Below are 18916 nucleotides of genomic sequence, written 5' to 3'. Positions count from 1 at the left end.
CGTCAGACTGCTGTATCGATTCTATTCCGCGCGCGTCAGCGCCGACCCTCAGGACGAGGAAGGCGCGAGATGCCGGTGCGGATGTCGTGCTCGTCGGCCGCGAGGCAGATCCGGATCCACCCCTCCCCGCCCCGCCCGAACGCGCTGCCGGGGGCGACCGCCACCTGTTCGGTGAGCAGGAAGCGCTGCGCCCATGACGCGACATCGCCGCCGGTGGCGTGCGAGAGGTCGATCCACAGATAGAACGCCCCCTGCGGCCGGTGGTAGCGGAAACCGAGATCGTCCAGCTGCGCGGTCGCCGCCACGATCGCGGCCCGGTAGCGCGCCCGCGCGCGCTCCACGTGCTCCATCGGCCCTGTGAGCGCCGCGATCGCCGCGTACTGCTCGGGCATCGCGACGCAGGCGATCATCGCCTCCTGCAGGGCGCGCATGGTGTCCGCGAGGCCGGGCGGCGTGACGAGCCAGCCGACACGGGCGCCCGTCATGGCGTGACTCTTGGAGGTGGAGAAGACGCTCAGCACGCGGCCGACCTCCCCCAGGTCGGCGGCCACCGCGGCAAGGGACAGGTGCGGACCGTCCCACGTGAAGTGCTCGTAGACCTCGTCGCTGATGATCCAGAGGTCGTGCGCGGCCGCGAAGCGGATGATCTCGGTCAGCACCTCTCGCGAGAACACGACGCCGAGCGGATTGGAGGGCGAGTTGACGACGATCGCGCGTGTGCGTGCGGTGACGAGCGGCTCGAGCTCGCTCAGGTACGGCGTGAAGCCGTGCTCGGCGCGCAGCGGGTACGGCACGGGCACAGCGCCCTGCGCGCGGGGATACATGGCGAAGGTGGTGTATCCGGGGTCGGGCACGAGGATCTCATCCCCCTCCGCGAGGGTGAGCGTGAACGCCTGGGCGAGGGCCTGCGTACCGCCGACGGTCACCCACACCTGCTCGATGTCGACCGCGATGCCGTTCTCGCGCGCGAGCTTGTCGACGATCGCGCGGCGCAACGCGGGCAGTCCGCCGTTGCTCGCGTAATTGGTGTCGTCGCGGTCCCAGGCCTGCCGTGCCGCGTCGGCGATGTGCGGCGCGACGGGGACATCGGGCTCGCCGACGACGAGCATGATCGGATCCGCGACGGTCGCGGCAAGCTCGAAGATCCGTCGGGTCCCCGACTCGGGAACCGAGGGGATGTGGGAGGCGAGCTGGGGCACGGCGTCCCACGTTACCCGTAGGCTCGCCACCTCCCTCTGACGCCGGAATCGGCGAGTCGAACCCTCAAGCAAAGCTAGAACGTTCGTTCGATTTCTCCCATTCCTTTGTCGTACATAGTTTCTATACTGACGCCATGAGCACGGCGGCGGTGATCGGTGGGCGAGCGGACCTCGCCACGGTGCTGCGCCTGCGCGAGCAGATCGCGGGCATGCAGCGGCGTCGCGCCGAGCCGGAGACACTGCCCGTGCCCGACGCTCTCTCTTCTCTGTTCCCCGACGGCGGGCTGCGCCCAGGGGCCGCCTACGCCCTGCAGCCAGGGGCGACGAGCCTGCTGCTGGCCCTCCTAGGGGCAAGCTCGCGAGAGGGATCATGGTGCGCGGTGATCGGACTGCCCGAGCTGTCGATGGAGGCCGCGGAGGGGCACGGCGTCGCCCTCGACCGACTCGCCCTCATCCCCGACCCGGGCGACCGCTGGCTCCAGGCCGCCTCCGCGGCCGCCGAGGTCTTCCCCCTCGTGGCCGTGCGCCCGCCCCGCCGCCCGGCGGAGGGCGAGGCGGCCCGGCTGGAGGCCCGGCTGCGCGACAGGGGCGGCACCCTGCTCACCCTCGGCGAGTGGCCGGGGATCGAGGCAGCCCTGTCTTTCGGCGAGGTCGAATGGCATGGCATCGGCCGCGGCCACGGCCTGCTGTCGGGCCGGGCGGTCACGATCACGCTCACCGGTCGTCGCACGCCCCGGCCCCGTTCGGTGCGGGTGCTGCTCCCCGGTCCGTCCGGCCACGTCGAGGCGATCCCGAGCGAGACGATCGCGAACGAGGCCGCACGGCGGCCGTTGCTGCGGGCGGTGGGCACATGAGCCCCGAGCGCGCCCTCGTCCTGCTGTTCCCCGACTGGCCGGTCACGGCGTTCCTGCGCACCCGGGCCCGCGAGCTCGGTGCCGACCCCGTCGATCCCGATGCGCCGATCGCCGTGATCAGGGCGAACCGTGTCGTCGCCTGTTCCGCCTTCGCGCGGGCCCAAGGGGTGGCGGTGGGCCAGCGGCGACGCGACGCCCAGGGAGCCTGCCCGCGCCTGCTCGTCGTCCCGGACGACCCGGGGCGCGACGAGCGCGCCTTCCATGCCGTGCTGCGCGTGCTCGAGGAGCTCGCCCCCGGCGGCCAGCCCCTCGCCCCCGGCCTCGTCGCGCTGCGCGCCCGCGGCCCCGCCCGGTTCTACGGCGGCGAGGCAGAGGCCGCAAGGGCACTCGCGGAGGCGCTCGCCGCGCGCGGCTACGACGAGGTGCGTGCGGGGATCGCCGACGGGGTCTTCACCGCGGAGCAGGCCGCGCGATCCCTCCCGACGGCGCGGGCGGCGGGACCGGATGCTTCCGCAACGGGAGCCGAGGTGCCGGTCCCGGTGCGGATCGTGCCGCCGGGCGCGTCGGCCGCCTTTCTCGCCCCGCTGCCCGTGACCGCGCTGGGCGATGAACAGCTCGCCCTGCTGCTGGCGCGCCTCGGCGTGCGCACCCTGGGCGACTTCGCGGGGCTCGCCCCCGCGCGCGTGCGCGAGCGCCTCGGAGATCGCGGGCTGCGACTGCAGGCCCTCGCCGCCGGAGCGGACTCGCGCGTCGTCGAGCCGCGGGAGCCGCCGCCGGAGCTTGCGCGCGAGCTGTCGCTCGAGCCACCCCTCGAGCTGGCCGAGCAGATCGCCTTCGCGGTGCGGCAGACCGTCGAGGGCTTCTGCGAGACGGTCGGACAGGCGGGGCTCGTCTGCACGGCGGTGCGGATCACGATCGAGGACGATCGCGACGGGCGCAGCGAACGGGTGTGGCAGCATCCCGTGAGCTTCGACGCCGCCAGCGTGGTCGACCGGGTGCGCTGGCAGCTGCAGCAGGGCGGCGAGACCGCCCCGCAGGGCGCCGTGACCCTCGTGCGGATCGAGGCCGAGGCCGTGGACGACGGCGCGGCCCACCAGCCGGCGCTCATCGGGCAGGGCGCCGACGAGCGCGCCCACCACGCCATGACCCGGCTGCAGGCCGTGCTCGGTCATCGCGGCGTGCTCAGCCCCGCCATCGGCGGTGGCCGCAGCGCCGCCGAACGCGAGGTGCTCCTGCCCTGGGGCGACGGCGCCGCTCCCGAGCAGAGCCGGGACCGCCCCTGGCCGGGTTCCCCGCCGTCTCCGCTGCCCGCCGAGGTGTTCCGCCACCCCCACCCCGTCACCGTGCGCGGCCCCGGGGGCGCGCCGGTCGGCGTCGACGCACGCGGCATGGTCTCGGGCGAGCCGGTCGAGCTCGATGGGCGCCGCGTCGTGTCGTGGACGGGTCCGTGGCCCGTGATCGAGCGCACGTGGGACGCCGCGCGTGCCCGCCGCGCGCATCGGTTCCAGCTCGTGGACGACGCGGGCGGGGCCTGGCTCGTCGTGCACGAGGGGGCTCGCTGGTGGGTGGAGGGGAGGTACGCCTGATGGGCTGGACGAATCCGCCGATCCCGTGGAACGAACTCGAGCGCACCCTCAGCGGGCGCCGTCCCGACCCGCGCCCCGCGAACGCCGATGGCGGCGACAGCCCCGCGTGGAGCCGCAAGCGGGGCGCGTACCAGCCGCCGCGCATCGAGCGAGGGACGAGCCGGGTCCGCTACGCCGAGCTTCACGCGCACTCGTCCTTCTCGTTCCTCGACGGCGCCTCCTCCCCGGAGGATCTCGTTGAGGAGGCCGAGCGGCTGGGACTCGAGGCCCTGGCGATGACCGATCACGACGGCTTCTACGGGATCGCGCGCTTCGCCGAGGCGGCCGAGCACACGTCGGTCGACACCGTGTTCGGCGCGGAGCTGTCGCTCGGGCTGCCGCAGCCGCAGGGCGGCGTGCCCGATCCGGCCGGGACGCATCTGCTCGTGCTCGCGCGCGGCGAGGAGGGATACCACCGCCTCGCCGGGGCGATCACGCGCGCGCAGCTGCGCGGCGGCGAGAAGGGCAGGCCGCTCTACGACCTCGATGATCTGGCCGAGCGCGGCCGCGGCCACTGGGCGGTGCTCACCGGGTGCCGTAAGGGCGCGGTGGGTCGCGCACTGTCCGGGCCCGTCTCGCGTGGCTCCGGCGACCTGTCGGCGGCCGAGGCCGCGCTGCGCGACCTCGTGGACCGGTTCGGACGGGACGGGGTCTTCGTCGAGCTGACGCGCCATGGCGACCCGCTCGACGACCGGCGCAATGACGCGTTGGCCGACCTCGCCTCGCGTGTCGGCGTGCCCGTCCTCGCCACCAACAACGTCCACTACGCCACGCCCGAGCGTGCACGACTGGCGCGGGCCGTCGCCGCGATCCGCGCCACCCGCGCCATGGACGACCTGGACGGCTGGCTGCCCGCGCACGATGCGGCCCACCTGCGCTCCGGCGACGAGATGGCGCGCCTGTTCGCGCGTTTCCCCGACGCCGTCGAGCGCACGGCCGATCTGGCGGCGGAGCTGGCGTTTCCGCTGCGCCGCGCCCGTCCCGCCCTGCCGAAGCAGGAGGTGCCCGACGGGCACACGCCCATGTCGTACCTGCGCGAACTCGTCTGGCGTGCCGTGCCCTCGCACTACCCCCGTCTCGACGACGCGGGGCGCAGGCGGATCGAGCACGAGCTCGACGTGATCGAGCGCAAGGACTTCCCCGGCTACTTCCTCATCGTGCACGACATCGTGGCCGAGGCGCGCCGCCGCGGCATCCTGTGCCAGGGTCGCGGATCGGCCGCCGCCAGCGCCGTCTGCTATCTGCTCGACATCACTGCCGTCGATGCGATCGCCTACGACCTGCCCTTCGAGCGCTTCCTCTCGGCGATCCGCGACGAGGAGCCCGACATCGACGTGGACTTCGACTCCGACCGCCGCGAGGAGATCATCCAGTGGGTCTACAACCAGTACGGACGCGAGCGTGCCGCGCAGGTGGCGAACGTCATCCAGTACCGACCGAAGAACGCCGTGCGCGACGTGGCCCGTGCCCTGGGTTTCTCCCCCGGCCAGCAGGACGCCTGGTCGCGGCAGGTGGAGCGCTGGGGCGCCACGCTGGAGTCCGGACCGGATCACGACATCCCGGATCAGGTGATCGAGTACGCGGCGGAGCTCATGAAGGCGCCTCGGCACCTCGGCATCCACTCCGGCGGCATGGTGCTGACCGACCGTCCTGTCGGCGAGGTCGTGCCGGTCGAGCACGCCCGCATGGAGAACCGCACGGTCATCCAGTGGGACAAGGATGACGCCGCCTGGATGGGGCTGGTGAAGTTCGATCTTCTCGGGCTGGGCATGCTCTCGGCCCTGCAGCACTGCTTCGACCTCGTCCACGCGTCCACCGGCGAGCGGTGGCAGCTGCGCGAGCTGCCGCGCGAGGAGCCCGCGGTCTACGACATGCTCTGTCGCGCCGACTCCATCGGCGTGTTCCAGGTGGAATCGCGCGCGCAGATGGGGTTGCTCCCCCGGTTGCAGCCCCGCCGCTTCTACGACCTCGTCATCCAGATCGCGCTGATCCGGCCCGGACCGATCCAGGGCGGCGCCGTGCACCCCTTCGTGCGCCGCAAGATGGGCACCGAACCCACGACCTACCCGCACCCCAAGCTCAAGCCGGTGCTGGAGCGGACGCATGGCGTGCCGATCTTCCAGGAGCAGCTGATGCAGATGGCCATGGTCATCGGCGATTGCACGGGCGAGGACGCCGATCTGCTGCGCCGAGCCATGGGCTCCAAGCGGGGGCTCGAACGGATCGAGAAGATCCGCGACAAGCTCTACGCGGGCATGAGGCGCAACGGCCTGTCGGACGAGGCGGCCGACGCGATCTATGCGCAGATCCAGGCGTTCGCGAACTTCGGCTTCGCCGAGTCGCACTCGCTCTCGTTCGGCCTGCTCGTCTACGCCAGCTCGTGGATCAAGCTGCACTACCCGGCCGCGTTCCTCGCGGGCCTGCTGCGCGCGCAGCCGATGGGGTTCTACTCCGCCGCCACGCTCACCGCCGACGCCCGCCGCCACGGCGTCGTGGTGCACCGGCCCGACATCAACCTCTCGGGCGCGCAGGAGACGCTCGAGCCGCTCGATCCCGAGCGGCACGGCCCGACCGGCAGGGACGAGTGCCTGCGCTCGTTCGACGGGGAGCCGCCGCCGTTCGATCCGCACGCGCCCGACGAATCGGCGGCGCACCGCCGCGACGGCGCCTTCGCCGTGCGGTTGGGACTGGCCGGGGTCACGGGCGTGGGCCTGCGCACCGCCCGCGCCATCGCGGCCGAGCGCGACGCGAACGGCCCGTTCGCGTCGATGCACGACCTCGTGCGCCGCACGGGGGTGAGCGAGAACCAGCTCGAAGCGCTCGCCACGGCGGGAGCATTCGCGTCGCTCGGGCACGGCACGCGTGAGGCCCTGTGGATCGCCGGGGCCGCGGCGCAGGACCGCCCCGAGTACCTGCCCGGCACGGTGCAGGCCGTGCAACCGCCGCTGTTCCCCGACCCGTCGAGCTACGAGCGGCTCGCGAGCGACCTCTGGGCCACGGGAGTCTCCACGGACGACCACCCCCTCACCCATTTCCGCGGCGCGCTCGACGCCCGCGGCGTGGTCACCTCCGCCGGGCTGCGCACGCACGAGACGGGTCGGCGCGTGGAGGTCGCCGGGCTCGTGACCCATCGGCAGCGGCCCGCCACGGCGTCGGGGGTGACGTTCCTCAACCTCGAGGACGAGTTCGGTCTCATCAACGTCATCTGCTCGGTCGGCGCGTGGACCCGCTTTCGCGCCGTCGTGCGCGACAGCCCCGCACTCATCGCGCGCGGCATCCTGGAGCGTTCGCCCGAAGGGGTCATCAACATCGTCGCCGACGGCTTCGAAGACCTCCGGGTCGGCATCGGTCACCGCTCCCGCGACTTCCGCTGAGCGAGACCGGCGCGCGCCGCCGCCCGCCCCCGCGCCGACCACCCGTCCGTCGCACCCGACGACGCAATGTCGGCGACACGGCGTAGCCTGGCCGCATGTGCGGGAGATTCGTCGTCGCGAACGTCGGCGGGGAGCTCGTCAGCGAGCTGAGGGTCGACCTCGTCGCCGACGACCTGCCCGAGCCGTCGTACAACGTCGCGCCCACCGACCCGGTGGCCATCGTGCTCGACTCGGCCAAGAGCGAGCCTCCCACGCGCCGGCTCGAGCGCGCCCGCTGGGGGCTCGTGCCCTCGTGGGCGAAAGACCTCTCCATCGGGGCGCGCGCCTTCAACGCGCGCGCCGAGGAGCTCGAGCAGAAGCGCATGTTCCAGAACGCGCTCGCCAAGCGGCGGGCGATCGTGCCGGCCACCGGCTACTACGAGTGGCAGGACCAGCAGACCGGCAAGGTGCCCCACTTCATCCATCCCGCCGACGGCTCGCCGTTGCTGTTCGCCGGGCTCTACGAGTGGTGGCGCGACAAGAGCAAGGCCGACGACGATCCGGACCGGTGGGTGCTGAGCTTCACGATCCTCACGCGCGACTCCATCGGGCAGCTCGGCTCGATCCACGGCCGCATGCCGGTGTTCCTCGACGCCGCCCACGCCGACGCCTGGCTGGATCCGACCGTGGAGCACCCCCGCGACGTGCTCGACGCGGCACTCGATGACGCACCGCGGGTCGCCGAGACGCTCGCCTTCCACCCCGTGGACCGCGCGGTCGGCAACGTGCGCAACAACTCCCCCGCGCTCGTCGAGCCGGTGTGAGCGAGGCGCCGGCGGTCCGCGCCCGCCCGAAACAGTGAGATCATCGGAAGGGTGAAGATCCTGTCCATCCAGTCCGCCGTGGCCTACGGTCACGCGGGCAACTCCGCGGCCGTTTTCCCCATGCAGCGCATCGGCGTGGAGGTGCTTCCCGTCTACACGGTGAACTTCTCCAATCACACCGGCTACGGCGCCTGGCGCGGCCCCGTGATGGACCCGAAGGACGTCGCCGACGTCATCACGGGCGTCGAGGAGCGCGGCGCGTTCGGCGAGCTCGACGCCGTGCTCAGCGGCTACCAGGGCTCCGAGGGCATCGCCGACGTCATCATCGACGCCGTCGCCCGCGTGAAGGCGGCGAACCCGGCGGCCGTGTACTCCTGCGATCCCGTGATGGGCAACTCGAAGTCCGGCTGCTTCGTGGCGCCGGCGATCCCCGACCTGCTGCGCGACAAGGTCGTGCCGGTGGCCGACATCATCACACCGAACCAGTTCGAGCTCGGCTTCCTCACCGGCACGGAACCGGACACCATCGAGTCGACCCTCGATTCCGCCGATCTCGCACGCGCGATGGGGCCGCGCACGGTGCTCGTCACGAGCGTGGAGCGACCCGACCGCGAGGACGGCACGATCGAGATGATGGCGATCGACGACGAGGGTGCGTGGATCGTGCAGACGCCCTACCTGCCGATGAAGGCGAACGGATCGGGCGACGTCACGGCCGCGCTTTTCACGTCGCACTACGTGCGCACGCGCGACGCCGCCGACGCCCTGGCCCGCACCGCGTCGAGCGTCTTCGGCCTTCTCGAGCAGACCTTCGCCGCGGGCTCGAAGGAACTGCTCCTCGTGGAGGCGCAGGAGCACTACGCGAACCCGCGCCGGGAGTTCGAGGTCCGCCGGGTGCGTTGACCGCACCCGCATCTACTGCCAGATCGCGGTTTCGGGGTCCACGCCTCGGCTGCGCGCGGCTGCGTCCACGACGCGACGAAACCAGTTCGCCAGCCCCGGGCGGATGCCGTCGTAATGGGCCGCGAACCCGGGGTCCGCCTCGAACATTCGGGCAAGGCACACCTGCATCGACACCGTCAGCGGGAAGAGCTCGGAGAAGAGCTGGCGATGCCGGTCAGCGAGTCGGTCGGCCTCCGCCTCACCAGGCTCCACGCCGCGTGCCATGGCGGCGGCAAGCTCATTCTGCAGCGTGTGAAGCCACGCGAGAGGGAACGCCACTCCTCGCGCCCGCGTCGCACTGAGCGTTCCGCGAACTGCGCCCACTGGGGCGAGCCACCCCACCGTTCCCTGGCGCCTTGCGCGGACGCCGGGTCCCAGCGCGCGCCGAACAGCTCGCGCTGCTCGGCATCACCGAGCAACACGCCACGCTCGTGCGCGAGGCTCAGGCGGGCAAGGTTCGCCTCCAGACACTCGAGCTCGCGAATGCGCTGCGCGATTCGCTCGCGCTGCTCGCTCAACAGGGCGACGACGCCATCGGCCGCCTCACCATCGAGCACGGCACGGATCGCCTCGAGGCTGAGCCCCGCGTCACGGTAGGCGACGACTCGCTCCAAGCGCGCCAGATCATCGTCGGTGTACAGGCGATATCCCGCGGGCGTCCGCGCCGACGGCGCGGCCAGCCCGATCGCGTCCCAATGGTGAAGTGTGCGCACGGTCACTCCGAGCAGCTCGGACGCTGCGCCAACGGTCGCTCCGCTGGAACCCGTGTGCTCAGCCACGAATGTCATTGTCACCTCTTCCGCGCTCCCCGGGTGCAGGAATGCCCATCTCGGCGAGGCGACGCCCCTCCGGCCCCTCCGGATCGAACGGCTTCGCAGCAGTGAGCACCACCCGCACCCCCTCGGGCGTCGTCACCGTCACGTCGCGCGTGTTCCAGGGAGTGTCCTCGGGATCCGTCGCGCTGCCCGGATACAGCGCGCGACATGCGGCGACGACTCCGTCAAGCTGGTCGAGCACGCTCGCGAAGGACAGGGTCTGGCCCACGGGCGCCGCCCCCACGGCGTCGCCCTGCGCCGGCACCAGCAGCACGTCCTGAAACATCCAGCGGCGCAAATGCACGATTTGCCCCGGCGCGCGAAAGAGGACGATGAATCCGAGGCCGCGAGTCCAGAAATCGACCGACGCGTCCAGATCGTTGCTCGGCACCGTTGCGAAGGCGGGCATGGCATAGATTCCGCGGAAGGGCTTGGGAGCGGGCGATCCGGCCGCGGGCACCGGGCTCACCTCGAAAGCGTCGAAGGTCGTGTCCATGGACACCACCTTCGTGCCTGACGTCGCGTGAGGGTCAAGCCGGGTCACGCCGTCACCGACCCCCTCCGCTTAAGCGGTCTCGGCTCTTCGCTAGTCCGAGGACCCACCCCGCAAGAGAGCCCCGACGAGATGGTCAGGGCTCTCTGCTCGTGCAGGCGGCGCCGCCGCGCTCGCGCGCACGTCGCGAAAGGCCGGCAGCGCGTCGGTGAGCCGGAGGCCCGCACCTGAGCGTCCTCCGCGGGCGGCACGCAGGCCCGATCCTTCACCATCGCGACTAACCGCCGTAGATGTCATGACTCGGGCTCTCGATCGCAGCGCCCCGCGCGGTCGCTTGCGGCCCACACCTGCGCGGCGCGCGTCAGCCGCCGACCCGTTCGAGGAACCGGGCGTGGAAGCGCGTCTCCCCCGTCACTTCGGGGTGGAAGGCCGTGCCGAGCAGCGGCCCCTGCTCCACGGCGACGATCCGCCCGTCGGGCAGTGCCGCGAGCACCTCGACGCCCGGCCCGAGCTGCTCGACCACGGGCGCGCGGATGAACGCCGCGCGCACCGGGGGCGCGTCCAGCGCGGGTGCGTCCAGCTCCACCTCGAACGACTCGCTCTGGCGACCGAACGCGTTCCGCCGCACGGTCGCGTCCAGCCCGCCGAAGGTCCGCTGCCCCCCGATCCCGTCCGCGATGCGATCCGCCAGCATGATGAGACCCGCGCACGTGCCGTACACCGGCAGGCCGTCACGGATCCGCTGGACGATCGCGTCGCGCACCCCGAAGGCGCGCGCGAGCTTGTCGATCACGCTCGACTCGCCGCCCGGGATCACGAGACCGTCGACCTGCCACACCTCCTCCTCACGCCGCACCCGGACGACATCCGCACCGAGCGCGCGCAGCACGCGCTCGTGCTCGCGCACGTCGCCCTGCAGCGCGAGCACGCCGACGCGGGGCATGACGCTCACCAACCGCGCTCGGCGAGGCGGTGCGGCGCCGGCACGTCGGCCACGTTGATGCCCACCATGGCCTCACCGAGGCCGCGCGAGACCTCGGCGATCACGGAGGGGTCGTCGTGGAACGTCGTCGCCTTGACGATCGCGGCGGCACGGGCAGCCGGATCGCCCGACTTGAAGATCCCCGACCCCACGAACACACCGTCGGCGCCGAGCTGCATCATCATGGCGGCGTCGGCCGGGGTCGCCACGCCGCCCGCGGTGAAGAGCGCCACGGGCAGGGAGCCCGTGCGCGCGACCTCCGCGACGAGCTCGTACGGCGCCTGCAGCTCCTTCGCGGCGACGTACAGCTCGTCGTCGCTCTTGGCCGCCAGGGCGCGGATCTCGCCCGTGATCTGGCGGATGTGGCGGGTGGCCTCCGACACATCGCCCGTGCCCGCCTCGCCCTTGGAGCGGATCATCGCGGCGCCCTCGGTGATCCGGCGCAGCGCCTCGCCGAGGTTCGTCGCGCCGCACACGAAGGGCACGGTGAACGACCACTTGTCGATGTGATTGGCGTAGTCGGCCGGCGAGAGCACCTCGGACTCGTCGACGTAGTCGACGCCGAGCTCCTGCAGCACCTGCGCCTCGACGAAGTGCCCGATGCGCGCCTTCGCCATGACCGGGATCGAGACGGCCTCGATGATGCCGTCGATGAGGTCAGGATCGCTCATGCGCGCGACGCCGCCCTGGGCCCGGATGTCGGCCGGCACGCGCTCCAGGGCCATGACGGCGACGGCGCCCGCGTCCTCGGCGATCTTCGCCTGCTCCGGCGTGACGACGTCCATGATCACTCCGCCCTTGAGCATCTCGGCGAGCCCGCGCTTCACCCGCGCGGTTCCGGTGGTCTCCGACATCCTGCTTCTCCTCACGTCCGCCAGTTTGGCCTAGGCCATAACCTAGCATCGCGCGGCGCATAGGCTGGGCGACGATGACACACGGCGACATCTCGCGCGCGGCCCCCGCCGCGCCGCGCATCACGGGCGGCTCGGCCGGGGAGATCGCCGACGCCGTCCGGGGCCTGGTGGAGCGCGGCGAGCTGCGACCCGGCGACCCCCTGCCCCCGGTGCGCGCCCTCGCGGCTCAGCTTGGCGTGAACCGCAACACGGCCGTCGCGGCGTACCGCCAGCTCGCCCAGGCCGGACTCGTCGTCGCCCACGGTCGTGGCGGCACCCGCGTCGCCGGCGGCCCGCCGCTCGCGCAGGAGGGCTACGCGGCGACCGAGCTGCGCGACGTGGGAGCGGCGAACCCCGATCCGGCGCTGCTGCCACGGCTCGAGCCTGCGCTGGCCCGCCTCGCCCCGCGCCCCGTGCTCTACGGCGAGGGTGTGATCGACCCCGGGCTGGAGGCCTGGGCACGCGAGTGGCTCGCGCCCGAGGTGCCGGATCCCATGCGCCTGACGATCACCAACGGCGCGTTCGACGCGATCGAACGGTTGCTTGCCCAGGCACTCACGCGCGACGACGCCGTGGCACTGGAGGACCCGTGCTATCTCGCCACGATCCGGACCGCGCGCCTGGCCGGGTACCGTCCCATCCCGGTTCCCGTGGACGCCGAGGGCATGACCGTCGCGGGGCTGCGCCGCGCGCTGGCCGAGGGCGCGCGGGCCGTGGTGTGCACGCCGCGCGCTCAGAACCCCACCGGCGCCGGCCTGTCGGAGGCGCGGGCGTCGGCGCTGCGGGAGGTGCTCGCTGACCACCCCTACGTGCTCGTCATCGAGGACGATCACTACTCGCTGCTCTCACGGCGCCCCTACCGCTCGATGATCGGCCCCGACCACCGTCGCTGGGCGCTCGTGCGCTCGGTGTCGAAGTTCCTCGGACCCGACATGTCGCTCGCCGTCGTCGCCTCCGATCCGCACACGGCGGAGCGGCTCGGGCTGCGGCTGAGCCCCGGCACGACGTGGGTCAGCCACCTGCTCCAGCGCCTCGCGCACGCCCTGCTGTCGGACCCCGCGACGCGAGAGGCGATCGAGCACGCCGGCGCGCACTACGCCGCGCGCAACGCCGCCTTCGCCGCGCGCCTGCGCGAGGAGGGCATCGAGGTGGCACCCGGCGACGGGCTCAGCCTGTGGGTGCCGGTCGGAGCGCCGGCGCGCGACGTCGCCGAGCGGCTGCGCGAGCACGGCTGGCTCGCCCGCACCGGCGACGAGTTCTCCCTGGCCGGCGAGGGACCCTCCCGCCACCTGCGCCTCACCGTCCATCACCTGGATGCCGCCGAGGCCGAACGGCTGGCCGCCGACCTCGCCGCCTCCGGGCGGGCCCTCCCGGACGACCGCCGGTGAAGGTGCACCGCCACACGCCGCTCGATCCGCCGCCGGAGCCCGCCCGCACGCGGGCGCCGGGCGAGCCCGGGGTCTGATCGGGATCAGGCCGGCCAGGCCTCGGCGATCGCGACACGCACGTCGCCGAGCAGCTGGGGCAGCGCCTTCGTCTTCGCGACGATCGGGAAGAAGTTCGCGTCGCTCGCCCAGCGCGGCACGATGTGCTGGTGCAGGTGCTCCTCGACCCCCGCGCCGGCGACCTGCCCCTGGTTCATGCCGATGTTGAAGCCGTCGCAGCGCGATGTCCGCCGCAGCACGCCCATCGCGACCTGCGTGAGGTAGGCGATCTCGGCCGTCTCCTCCGTCGTCGCCTCGTCGTACAGCCCGACATGCCGATACGGGCATACCAGCAGATGGCCCGAGTTGTACGGGAAGAGGTTCAGCAGCACGAAGGCGTGCTCGCCGCGGTGCACGATCAGGCCGTCCTCGTCCGATCGCTCGGGAGCGGCGCAGAACGGGCAACCGCTGCCGCGGTTCACCTCCGCGCCGGCGTTGATGTACGCCATCCGGTGCGGCGTCCACAGGCGCTGGAAGGCGTCGGGCACGCGGCCGAACGCGCTCTCGGGCTCGATCTGGAGGAACTCCTCGCGGATCGGGTCGGGGGTCTCCTCCCCCGTCACACGGTCTCCAGCGTCGCGTCGGAATCGGTGAGCACGAGCTTCTTCGCAGCGATGAGGCCCGTCACGAGGGCGACCGCCTCGTCCACCGGCACACCGTTGCGCTGGGACCCGTCGCGGAACCGGAACGACACGGTCCCGGCGGAGCGATCCTGCTCCCCCGCGATGAGGATCAGCGGCACCTTGCCCGTCGTGTGCGTGCGGATCTTCTTCTGCATCCGGTCGTCCGAGTGGTCGACCTCCGCGCGCACGCCCGCTCCGCGAAGCCGTTCGACGACGTCCTGCAGGTAGTCGCCGTACTCCTCCGCCACGGGCACGCCCACGACCTGCACGGGGGCGAGCCACAGCGGGAAGTCGCCCGCGTAGTGCTCGAGCAGGATCGCGAAGAACCGCTCGATGGATCCGAACAGGGCGCGGTGAATCATGATCGGGCGCTGCTTCGTGCCATCCGCCGCGGTGTACTCGAGGTCGAACCGCTCGGGCAGGTTCGGGTCGACCTGCACGGTCGACAGCTGCCACACGCGTCCGATGGCATCGCGCGTCTTGAGGTCGATCTTGGGGCCGTAGAACGCGGCCTCGCCGGGGACCTCCGTCAGCTTGAGCCCGCTGGCGAGCGCGACGTTGCGAAGCGCGTTCGTGGAGTACTCCCAGAACTCGTCCGAGCCGATCCACTTCGACTTCTCGTCGTCGCGCATCGACAGCTCGAGCTCGAACTCGTTCAGCCCGAAGTCGCGGAGCATCGAGATGATGAACTCCAGCACCTTGGTCACCTCGGACTCGAGCTGCTCGGGGGTGACGAACAGGTGGGAGTCGTCCTGGGTGAACCCCCGCACGCGCGTGAGCCCGTGCAGCGCCCCCGAGAGCTCGTTGCGGTAGACGGTGCCGTTCTCCGCGAACCGCAGCGGAAGGTCGCGGTAGCTCCGGGCGCGCTCCTTGTAGATGAGGATGTGCATCGGGCAGTTCATGGGCTTGAGGTAGTAATCCTGGCCCTGCTTGGTGACGTTGCCGTCGTCGTCGCGCTCCTCGTCCATCACGATGGGCGGGAACATGCCCTCCTTGTACGTGACGAGGTGGTTCGACGTGAGGAACAGGTCCTCCTTCGCGATGTGCGGCGTGTACACGTAGTTGTAGCCGCCCTCGATGTGGCGGCGGCGGGCGTGCTGCTCCATCTCCCCGCGGACGACGCCGCCCTTGGGATGCCACACCGACAGGCCGGAACCGATCTCGTCGGGGAACGAGAAGAGGTCCATCTCGCGGCCCAGCTTGCGGTGGTCGCGGCGCGCGGCCTCGGCGAGACGGTCCTTGTATGCGACGAGCTCGTCCTTGCTGGGCCACGCCGTGCCGTAGATGCGCTGCAACTGCGGGTTCTTCTCGCTGCCGCGCCAGTAGGCGCCGGCGACGCGCAAAAGGTCCCAGCCGTTCCCGACGAGACGCGTGGAGGGCACGTGCGGCCCCCGGCAGAGGTCCTTCCAGGCCGTCTCGCCCGTCTTGGCGTCCACGTTGTCGTAGATCGTCAGCTCGCCGGCGCCGACCTCGACGCTCGCGCCCTCCGCGGCCTCCTTGCTGCCGCCCTTGAGCCCGATCAGCTCGAGCTTGAACGGCTCGTCGGCCAGCTCGGCCCTCGCCTCGTCGTCCGTCACGGGGCGGCGCACGAAGCGCTGGCCCTCCTTGACGATCCGCTGCATCTCGCGCTTGATCGCCTTGAGGTCTTCCGGGGTGAACGGCTCGTCGACGCCGAAGTCGTAGTAGAAGCCGTCCTGGATGAACGGGCCGATGCCGAGCTTCGCCTCGGGCCGCAGCTTCTGCACGGCCTGCGCGAGCACGTGCGCCGTGGAGTGGCGCAGGATGTTGAGGCCGTCCTCGGTGTCGATCGTCACCGGCTCGATCGTCTGCGTCTCGGCGACCTCGGTGGCGAGGTCCTTGAGCGTGCCGTCGACGCGCATGGCGACGACATTCTTGTCGGGGAACAGATCGAATCCGGTGGTCACCCGACAATCCTACGGCGCGGCGGCGGCCGCCCCCGGCGCGGGGGCGAAGCGCTGCGCGCCGAGCACCGCGAGCAGGCGCAGCTTCTCCCAGGCCTCCGTGCGCGGCGGCGCGGTCAGCACGAGCAGCGTCTGCGACTGGTCCTCCGTGAAGAGGGCCTGGCAGTCCACCTCGATGGCCCCGAGCTCAGGGTGCACGAGCGTCTTGTGGTCTTCGAAGCGCCGCGCCACCTCGTGCCGCTCCCACAGCCGCACGAACTCCGCGCTCGCGGCGCGCAGCACGCGCACGAGCTCCGCCGCCCGCGACCGGGGACCGCCGAGCCCGTATGCCGCGCGCAGGTTCGCCACGAGCGCGCGCGACTGCCGGTCGCGGTCCGCCTCCGGGTACAACGCCCGCGAGGAGGGATCGACGAACCACCGGTGGATGTCGCTGCGGTCCCAGCCGGTCCGTGCCGTGTGATCGCCGAACAGCGCCACCGCGGGCCGGTTGGCGACGAGCGTCTCCCCCAGGCCGGTGAGGATGAGCGCCGGGGTGTCCTCGAGGCGGTCCAGCACACGCATCAGGCCCGGCGCGACGTGGCCCGCGCCGTCGAGGCGGTCCGGCGCCGCGTGCCCCGCCAGCCGGTAGACGTAGTCGCGCTCGTCAGCCGTGAGCCGCAGCGTGCGCGCAAGCGCCTGCAGCAGCTGCGGGCTGGGTTGCGGGCCCCTCGCCTGCTCGAGCCGCGTGTAGTAGTCGACGGACATACCGGTGAGGTGCGCCACCTCTTCGCGGCGCAGCCCGGGGGCGCGGCGCCGCGCGCCGGGCGGCAGGCCCACGTCGCCCGGCTGCAGCTGCTCGCGGCGGCGGCGCAGGAAGTCGGCGAGCTCGGAGCGTTCCACCCGTCCATCATGCGCGTCCGCGCCCGCGGCAGCCAGGGATCGCGGATCCCCCGATCCGCGGGTCTCTCCCGTCGCCGCGCCCGGCGCCGCACGCTGGGCCCATGGACATCTCACAAGACACCGTCTTCATCCCCGGGGCCACGAGCGGCATCGGTCTCGCCCTGGCGCGGCGCCTGCAGGAGCGCGGCAGCACCGTCATCATCGGCGGCCGGCGGCAGGAGCTGTTGGACCGTCTGGCGGCGGAGCACGGCTTCGGCGCCGTGCGGATCGACACCGCCGACCCCGCGAGCATCCGCACGGCGTCCGAGGACGTGATCCACCGCTGGCCGGATGTGAACGCCGTCGTGCTCATGGCGGGCATCATGGTCGCCGAGGACTGGCGCTCCCCCGCGTTCCTCGGCACCGCGGAGCGCATCGTCGCGACGAACGTGCTCGGCCCGATCCGGCTCATCGCCGCCTTCATCGACCACCTGCGTTCGCGCCCCGGCGCCACCATCGTCACCGTCTCCAGCGGTCTCGCCTCGGTGCCGTTGCGCCCCACCCCCACCTACAACGCGAGCAAGGCCTTCGTGCACATGCTGAGCGAGTCGATCAGGCTGCAGCTGGCGGGCACGGGCGTCTCCGTCACCGAGATCGTGCCGCCCGCCGTGCAGACGGAGCTGATGCCGGGCCATGCCGAGAACCCCCAGGCGATGCCGCTCGACGAGTTCGCCGACGAGGTCGTCAGCCTGCTCGAGACCCGCCCCGACGACCACGAGATCCTCGTGGAGCGGGTGAAGTTCCTGCGTTTCGCGCAGGCACGGGGCGAGTACGACCGTGTGGTGGACGTGCTGAACGCGACGGATCCCCACGCTCGCGGCTAGACGCTGGTCAGCCGGGCAGCTGGCGGCCGAACATGTCGGCGGTCGCACGGGCGCTCGGCGTGCCCGCGTCGAGATCGGCGCCGGCGGCGACGAGCGCCGCGGTGACGTCGTCGTAGCCCTTGAAGACCGCGCCCGCCACCGGCGACTGCCCTCGGTCGTTGAGCCGGTTCACGTCCGCGCCGCGCGCGATGAGCCCCTCGACGACGGCGAGATGACCGTTGTACGCGGCGAGCATGAGCAGCGTGTCACCGGCGGCGTTGGTCAGGTCGACGCTCACGCCCTGGTCGAGGTAATCCAGCAGGCGCTCGTCGCCCTCGCGGGCGAGGTCGAAGAGGCGGTTCGCGAACTCGACGACGTCATCCGGCATCTGGTCGGTCATCTCGTCCTCCGGTCGCCTCGTCGCACCGGGCGGTCACCCCGGCGCGTCATCCCAGGGTAACGACAACCGCCGGGCGTCGCCGTGTCAGCCGTGGATGGCGGGCGGCACGTACGCGTTGACGAACACGAACACCGAGAGGTTGCCGATGTCGACGAGCACGTGCGAGACCGTGGCCCAGCGCAGGGTGCCGGTCACCCGCCGCATCGCGAACCACGCGGCTCCCATGAGCACGAGCGAGCCGTAGAGCATCGGCGACCGGTTCCCCTCCGAGAACACGCCCCACATCAGCGGATGGCTCGCGACGAAGAGCACCGTGGTGTAGGCGCACGCAACCCACGCCGGCCAGCGGCTGGTGGCGTCGGCGAGCGCGCCGCGCCAGTACGCCTCCTCCATGACGGGATTGACGGCGGCGAAGACGAGCCACGGCGCGATGAGAGCGGCGTGGGCCGCGACGATGTGCAGATTGAGCAGCAGGATTCCCGCGATCGGGAACACCCCCAGCGCGAGGGCCGCCGGAATCACCCACCACGGGCGCCGCGCGGACGGTGCCCACCAGGCGCGGCGGTCCTCGCGCCGCGCCGACAGCGCGATGACCACGGCCATCGCGCCCCAGTACGCGAGCGCGACCGCAACCCAGGCGGCGGACGGGTGAATCGCTGTGGCCGCTCGGGCGGTGAGATGGCCGAGCAGGATCACCGCGAGGGGCGAGAGCAGCACGGCGAGGGGCGGGAGGCGGCGACGGAGGCGGTCACGGGGCGAGCAGCGGACATCGACGCGAGCGTAGCG

At 72.2% G+C, this 18916-nt stretch carries 18 protein-coding genes; 7 read left to right on the top strand and 11 right to left on the bottom strand.

Features of this window, described 5'->3' with window-relative positions:
• Positions 1-35 precede the first annotated feature (35 nt).
• Positions 36-1199 carry a pyridoxal phosphate-dependent aminotransferase gene (locus N8N77_RS00250; RefSeq protein WP_261163787.1) on the bottom strand — a complete coding sequence of 388 codons (1164 nt, stop codon included), beginning with the start codon at positions 1197-1199 and terminating at the stop codon, positions 36-38.
• Positions 1200-1333: 134 nt separating this feature from the next.
• Here N8N77_RS00250 and N8N77_RS00245 point away from each other — a divergent pair, with 134 nt between their 5' ends.
• The 5 genes from N8N77_RS00245 to pdxY all read left to right on the top strand — a co-directional run bounded on the left by N8N77_RS00245 (position 1334) and on the right by pdxY (position 8758).
• A complete protein-coding gene (locus tag N8N77_RS00245) occupies positions 1334-2053 on the top strand; it encodes a hypothetical protein (protein ID WP_261163786.1) in 720 nt (239 codons plus the stop codon).
• Positions 2050-3639 carry a DNA polymerase Y family protein gene (locus N8N77_RS00240; protein ID WP_261163785.1) on the top strand — a complete coding sequence of 530 codons (1590 nt, stop codon included), beginning with the start codon at positions 2050-2052 and terminating at the stop codon, positions 3637-3639. Before N8N77_RS00245 ends, N8N77_RS00240 begins: the two co-directional genes overlap by 4 nt.
• Positions 3639-7052, top strand: a complete 3414-nt coding sequence (locus N8N77_RS00235) for an error-prone DNA polymerase (protein WP_261163784.1) — start codon at positions 3639-3641, stop codon at positions 7050-7052. The genes N8N77_RS00240 and N8N77_RS00235 overlap by 1 nt, the downstream gene beginning before the upstream one ends.
• Positions 7053-7147: 95 nt before the next feature.
• Entirely contained in the window at positions 7148-7855 is a 708-nt protein-coding gene (locus N8N77_RS00230) for an SOS response-associated peptidase (protein WP_261163783.1), read from the top strand.
• Positions 7856-7906: 51 nt separating this feature from the next.
• Positions 7907-8758, top strand: a complete 852-nt coding sequence (gene pdxY / locus N8N77_RS00225; RefSeq protein WP_261163782.1) for a pyridoxal kinase PdxY — start codon at positions 7907-7909, stop codon at positions 8756-8758.
• Positions 8759-8770: 12 nt separating this feature from the next.
• Here the strand turns inward: pdxY and N8N77_RS00220 are convergent, their stop codons facing one another.
• The 5 genes from N8N77_RS00220 to pdxS form a co-directional block, all read right to left on the bottom strand.
• A complete protein-coding gene (locus tag N8N77_RS00220) occupies positions 8771-9022 on the bottom strand; it encodes a TipAS antibiotic-recognition domain-containing protein (RefSeq protein ID WP_261163781.1) in 252 nt (83 codons plus the stop codon).
• Positions 8935-9576 carry a MerR family transcriptional regulator gene (locus N8N77_RS00215; protein ID WP_261163780.1) on the bottom strand — a complete coding sequence of 214 codons (642 nt, stop codon included), beginning with the start codon at positions 9574-9576 and terminating at the stop codon, positions 8935-8937. Before N8N77_RS00215 ends, N8N77_RS00220 begins: the two co-directional genes overlap by 88 nt.
• Positions 9569-10108, bottom strand: coding sequence for a VOC family protein (locus N8N77_RS00210; protein WP_261163779.1), 540 nt, complete (start codon positions 10106-10108; stop codon positions 9569-9571). Before N8N77_RS00210 ends, N8N77_RS00215 begins: the two co-directional genes overlap by 8 nt.
• 358 nt (positions 10109-10466) lie before the next feature.
• On the bottom strand, positions 10467-11048 hold the full coding sequence (pdxT, locus tag N8N77_RS00205) for a pyridoxal 5'-phosphate synthase glutaminase subunit PdxT (RefSeq protein WP_261165568.1): 582 nt from the start codon (positions 11046-11048) through the stop codon (positions 10467-10469).
• Positions 11049-11053: 5 nt separating this feature from the next.
• On the bottom strand, positions 11054-11941 hold the full coding sequence (gene pdxS, locus N8N77_RS00200; protein ID WP_261163778.1) for a pyridoxal 5'-phosphate synthase lyase subunit PdxS: 888 nt from the start codon (positions 11939-11941) through the stop codon (positions 11054-11056).
• 74 nt (positions 11942-12015) lie between these two features.
• On the opposite strand from pdxS, the gene N8N77_RS00195 reads away from it, so the two are divergent.
• A complete protein-coding gene (locus N8N77_RS00195; protein WP_261163777.1) occupies positions 12016-13368 on the top strand; it encodes an aminotransferase class I/II-fold pyridoxal phosphate-dependent enzyme in 1353 nt (450 codons plus the stop codon).
• Positions 13369-13451: 83 nt separating this feature from the next.
• Here the strand turns inward: N8N77_RS00195 and N8N77_RS00190 are convergent, their stop codons facing one another.
• Genes N8N77_RS00190 through N8N77_RS00180 form a run of 3 tightly spaced genes read right to left on the bottom strand, consistent with a single transcriptional unit; the run spans position 13452 to position 16888 of the window.
• On the bottom strand, positions 13452-14000 hold the full coding sequence (locus N8N77_RS00190) for an HIT domain-containing protein (RefSeq protein ID WP_261165566.1): 549 nt from the start codon (positions 13998-14000) through the stop codon (positions 13452-13454).
• A gap of 23 nt (positions 14001-14023) precedes the next feature.
• A complete protein-coding gene (gene thrS / locus N8N77_RS00185) occupies positions 14024-15967 on the bottom strand; it encodes a threonine--tRNA ligase (RefSeq protein ID WP_261165564.1) in 1944 nt (647 codons plus the stop codon).
• A 54-nt stretch (positions 15968-16021) separates the two neighbouring features.
• The gene (locus N8N77_RS00180; RefSeq protein ID WP_261163776.1) at positions 16022-16888 is read right to left on the bottom strand and encodes a helix-turn-helix transcriptional regulator; all 867 of its coding nucleotides are present in this window, start codon (positions 16886-16888) and stop codon (positions 16022-16024) included.
• 101 nt (positions 16889-16989) lie between these two features.
• Between N8N77_RS00180 and N8N77_RS00175 the strand changes: the two genes are divergently transcribed.
• Entirely contained in the window at positions 16990-17751 is a 762-nt protein-coding gene (locus N8N77_RS00175) for an SDR family oxidoreductase (RefSeq protein ID WP_261163775.1), read from the top strand.
• A 7-nt stretch (positions 17752-17758) separates the two neighbouring features.
• Here the strand turns inward: N8N77_RS00175 and N8N77_RS00170 are convergent, their stop codons facing one another.
• Both N8N77_RS00170 and N8N77_RS00165 read right to left on the bottom strand, forming a co-directional pair.
• On the bottom strand, positions 17759-18130 hold the full coding sequence (locus N8N77_RS00170; protein WP_261163774.1) for an ankyrin repeat domain-containing protein: 372 nt from the start codon (positions 18128-18130) through the stop codon (positions 17759-17761).
• 84 nt (positions 18131-18214) lie between these two features.
• Positions 18215-18847: a type II CAAX prenyl endopeptidase Rce1 family protein gene (locus tag N8N77_RS00165; protein WP_261163773.1), complete on the bottom strand. Its 633-nt coding sequence runs from the start codon at positions 18845-18847 to the stop codon at positions 18215-18217.
• Between the last annotated feature and the right edge of the window lie 69 nt (positions 18848-18916).

Source organism: Microbacterium sp. Marseille-Q6965, assembly GCF_946151065.1.
Classification (GTDB): Bacteria; Actinomycetota; Actinomycetes; order Actinomycetales; family Microbacteriaceae; genus Microbacterium.
Note: the sequence above shows the minus strand (reverse complement) of the source record. Positions and strands in the feature narration are given on the sequence as shown.

Bases quoted from the DNA above. Each gene is read 5' to 3' on its own strand.
- N8N77_RS00235 (WP_261163784.1), top strand. From the start codon at position 3,639: ATGGGCTGGACGAATCCGCCGATCCCGTGGAACGAACTCGAGCGCACC.
- pdxT (WP_261165568.1), bottom strand. From the start codon at position 11,048: ATGCCCCGCGTCGGCGTGCTCGCGCTGCAGGGCGACGTGCGCGAGCAC.
- N8N77_RS00240 (WP_261163785.1), top strand. From the start codon at position 2,050: ATGAGCCCCGAGCGCGCCCTCGTCCTGCTGTTCCCCGACTGGCCGGTC.
- N8N77_RS00220 (WP_261163781.1), bottom strand. From the start codon at position 9,022: ATGGCACGCGGCGTGGAGCCTGGTGAGGCGGAGGCCGACCGACTCGCT.
- N8N77_RS00195 (WP_261163777.1), top strand. From the start codon at position 12,016: ATGACACACGGCGACATCTCGCGCGCGGCCCCCGCCGCGCCGCGCATC.
- thrS (WP_261165564.1), bottom strand. From the start codon at position 15,967: ATGCGCGTCGACGGCACGCTCAAGGACCTCGCCACCGAGGTCGCCGAG.
- N8N77_RS00170 (WP_261163774.1), bottom strand. From the start codon at position 18,130: ATGACCGACCAGATGCCGGATGACGTCGTCGAGTTCGCGAACCGCCTC.
- N8N77_RS00210 (WP_261163779.1), bottom strand. From the start codon at position 10,108: ATGGACACGACCTTCGACGCTTTCGAGGTGAGCCCGGTGCCCGCGGCC.
- N8N77_RS00175 (WP_261163775.1), top strand. From the start codon at position 16,990: ATGGACATCTCACAAGACACCGTCTTCATCCCCGGGGCCACGAGCGGC.
- N8N77_RS00230 (WP_261163783.1), top strand. From the start codon at position 7,148: ATGTGCGGGAGATTCGTCGTCGCGAACGTCGGCGGGGAGCTCGTCAGC.
- N8N77_RS00245 (WP_261163786.1), top strand. From the start codon at position 1,334: ATGAGCACGGCGGCGGTGATCGGTGGGCGAGCGGACCTCGCCACGGTG.
- pdxS (WP_261163778.1), bottom strand. From the start codon at position 11,941: ATGTCGGAGACCACCGGAACCGCGCGGGTGAAGCGCGGGCTCGCCGAG.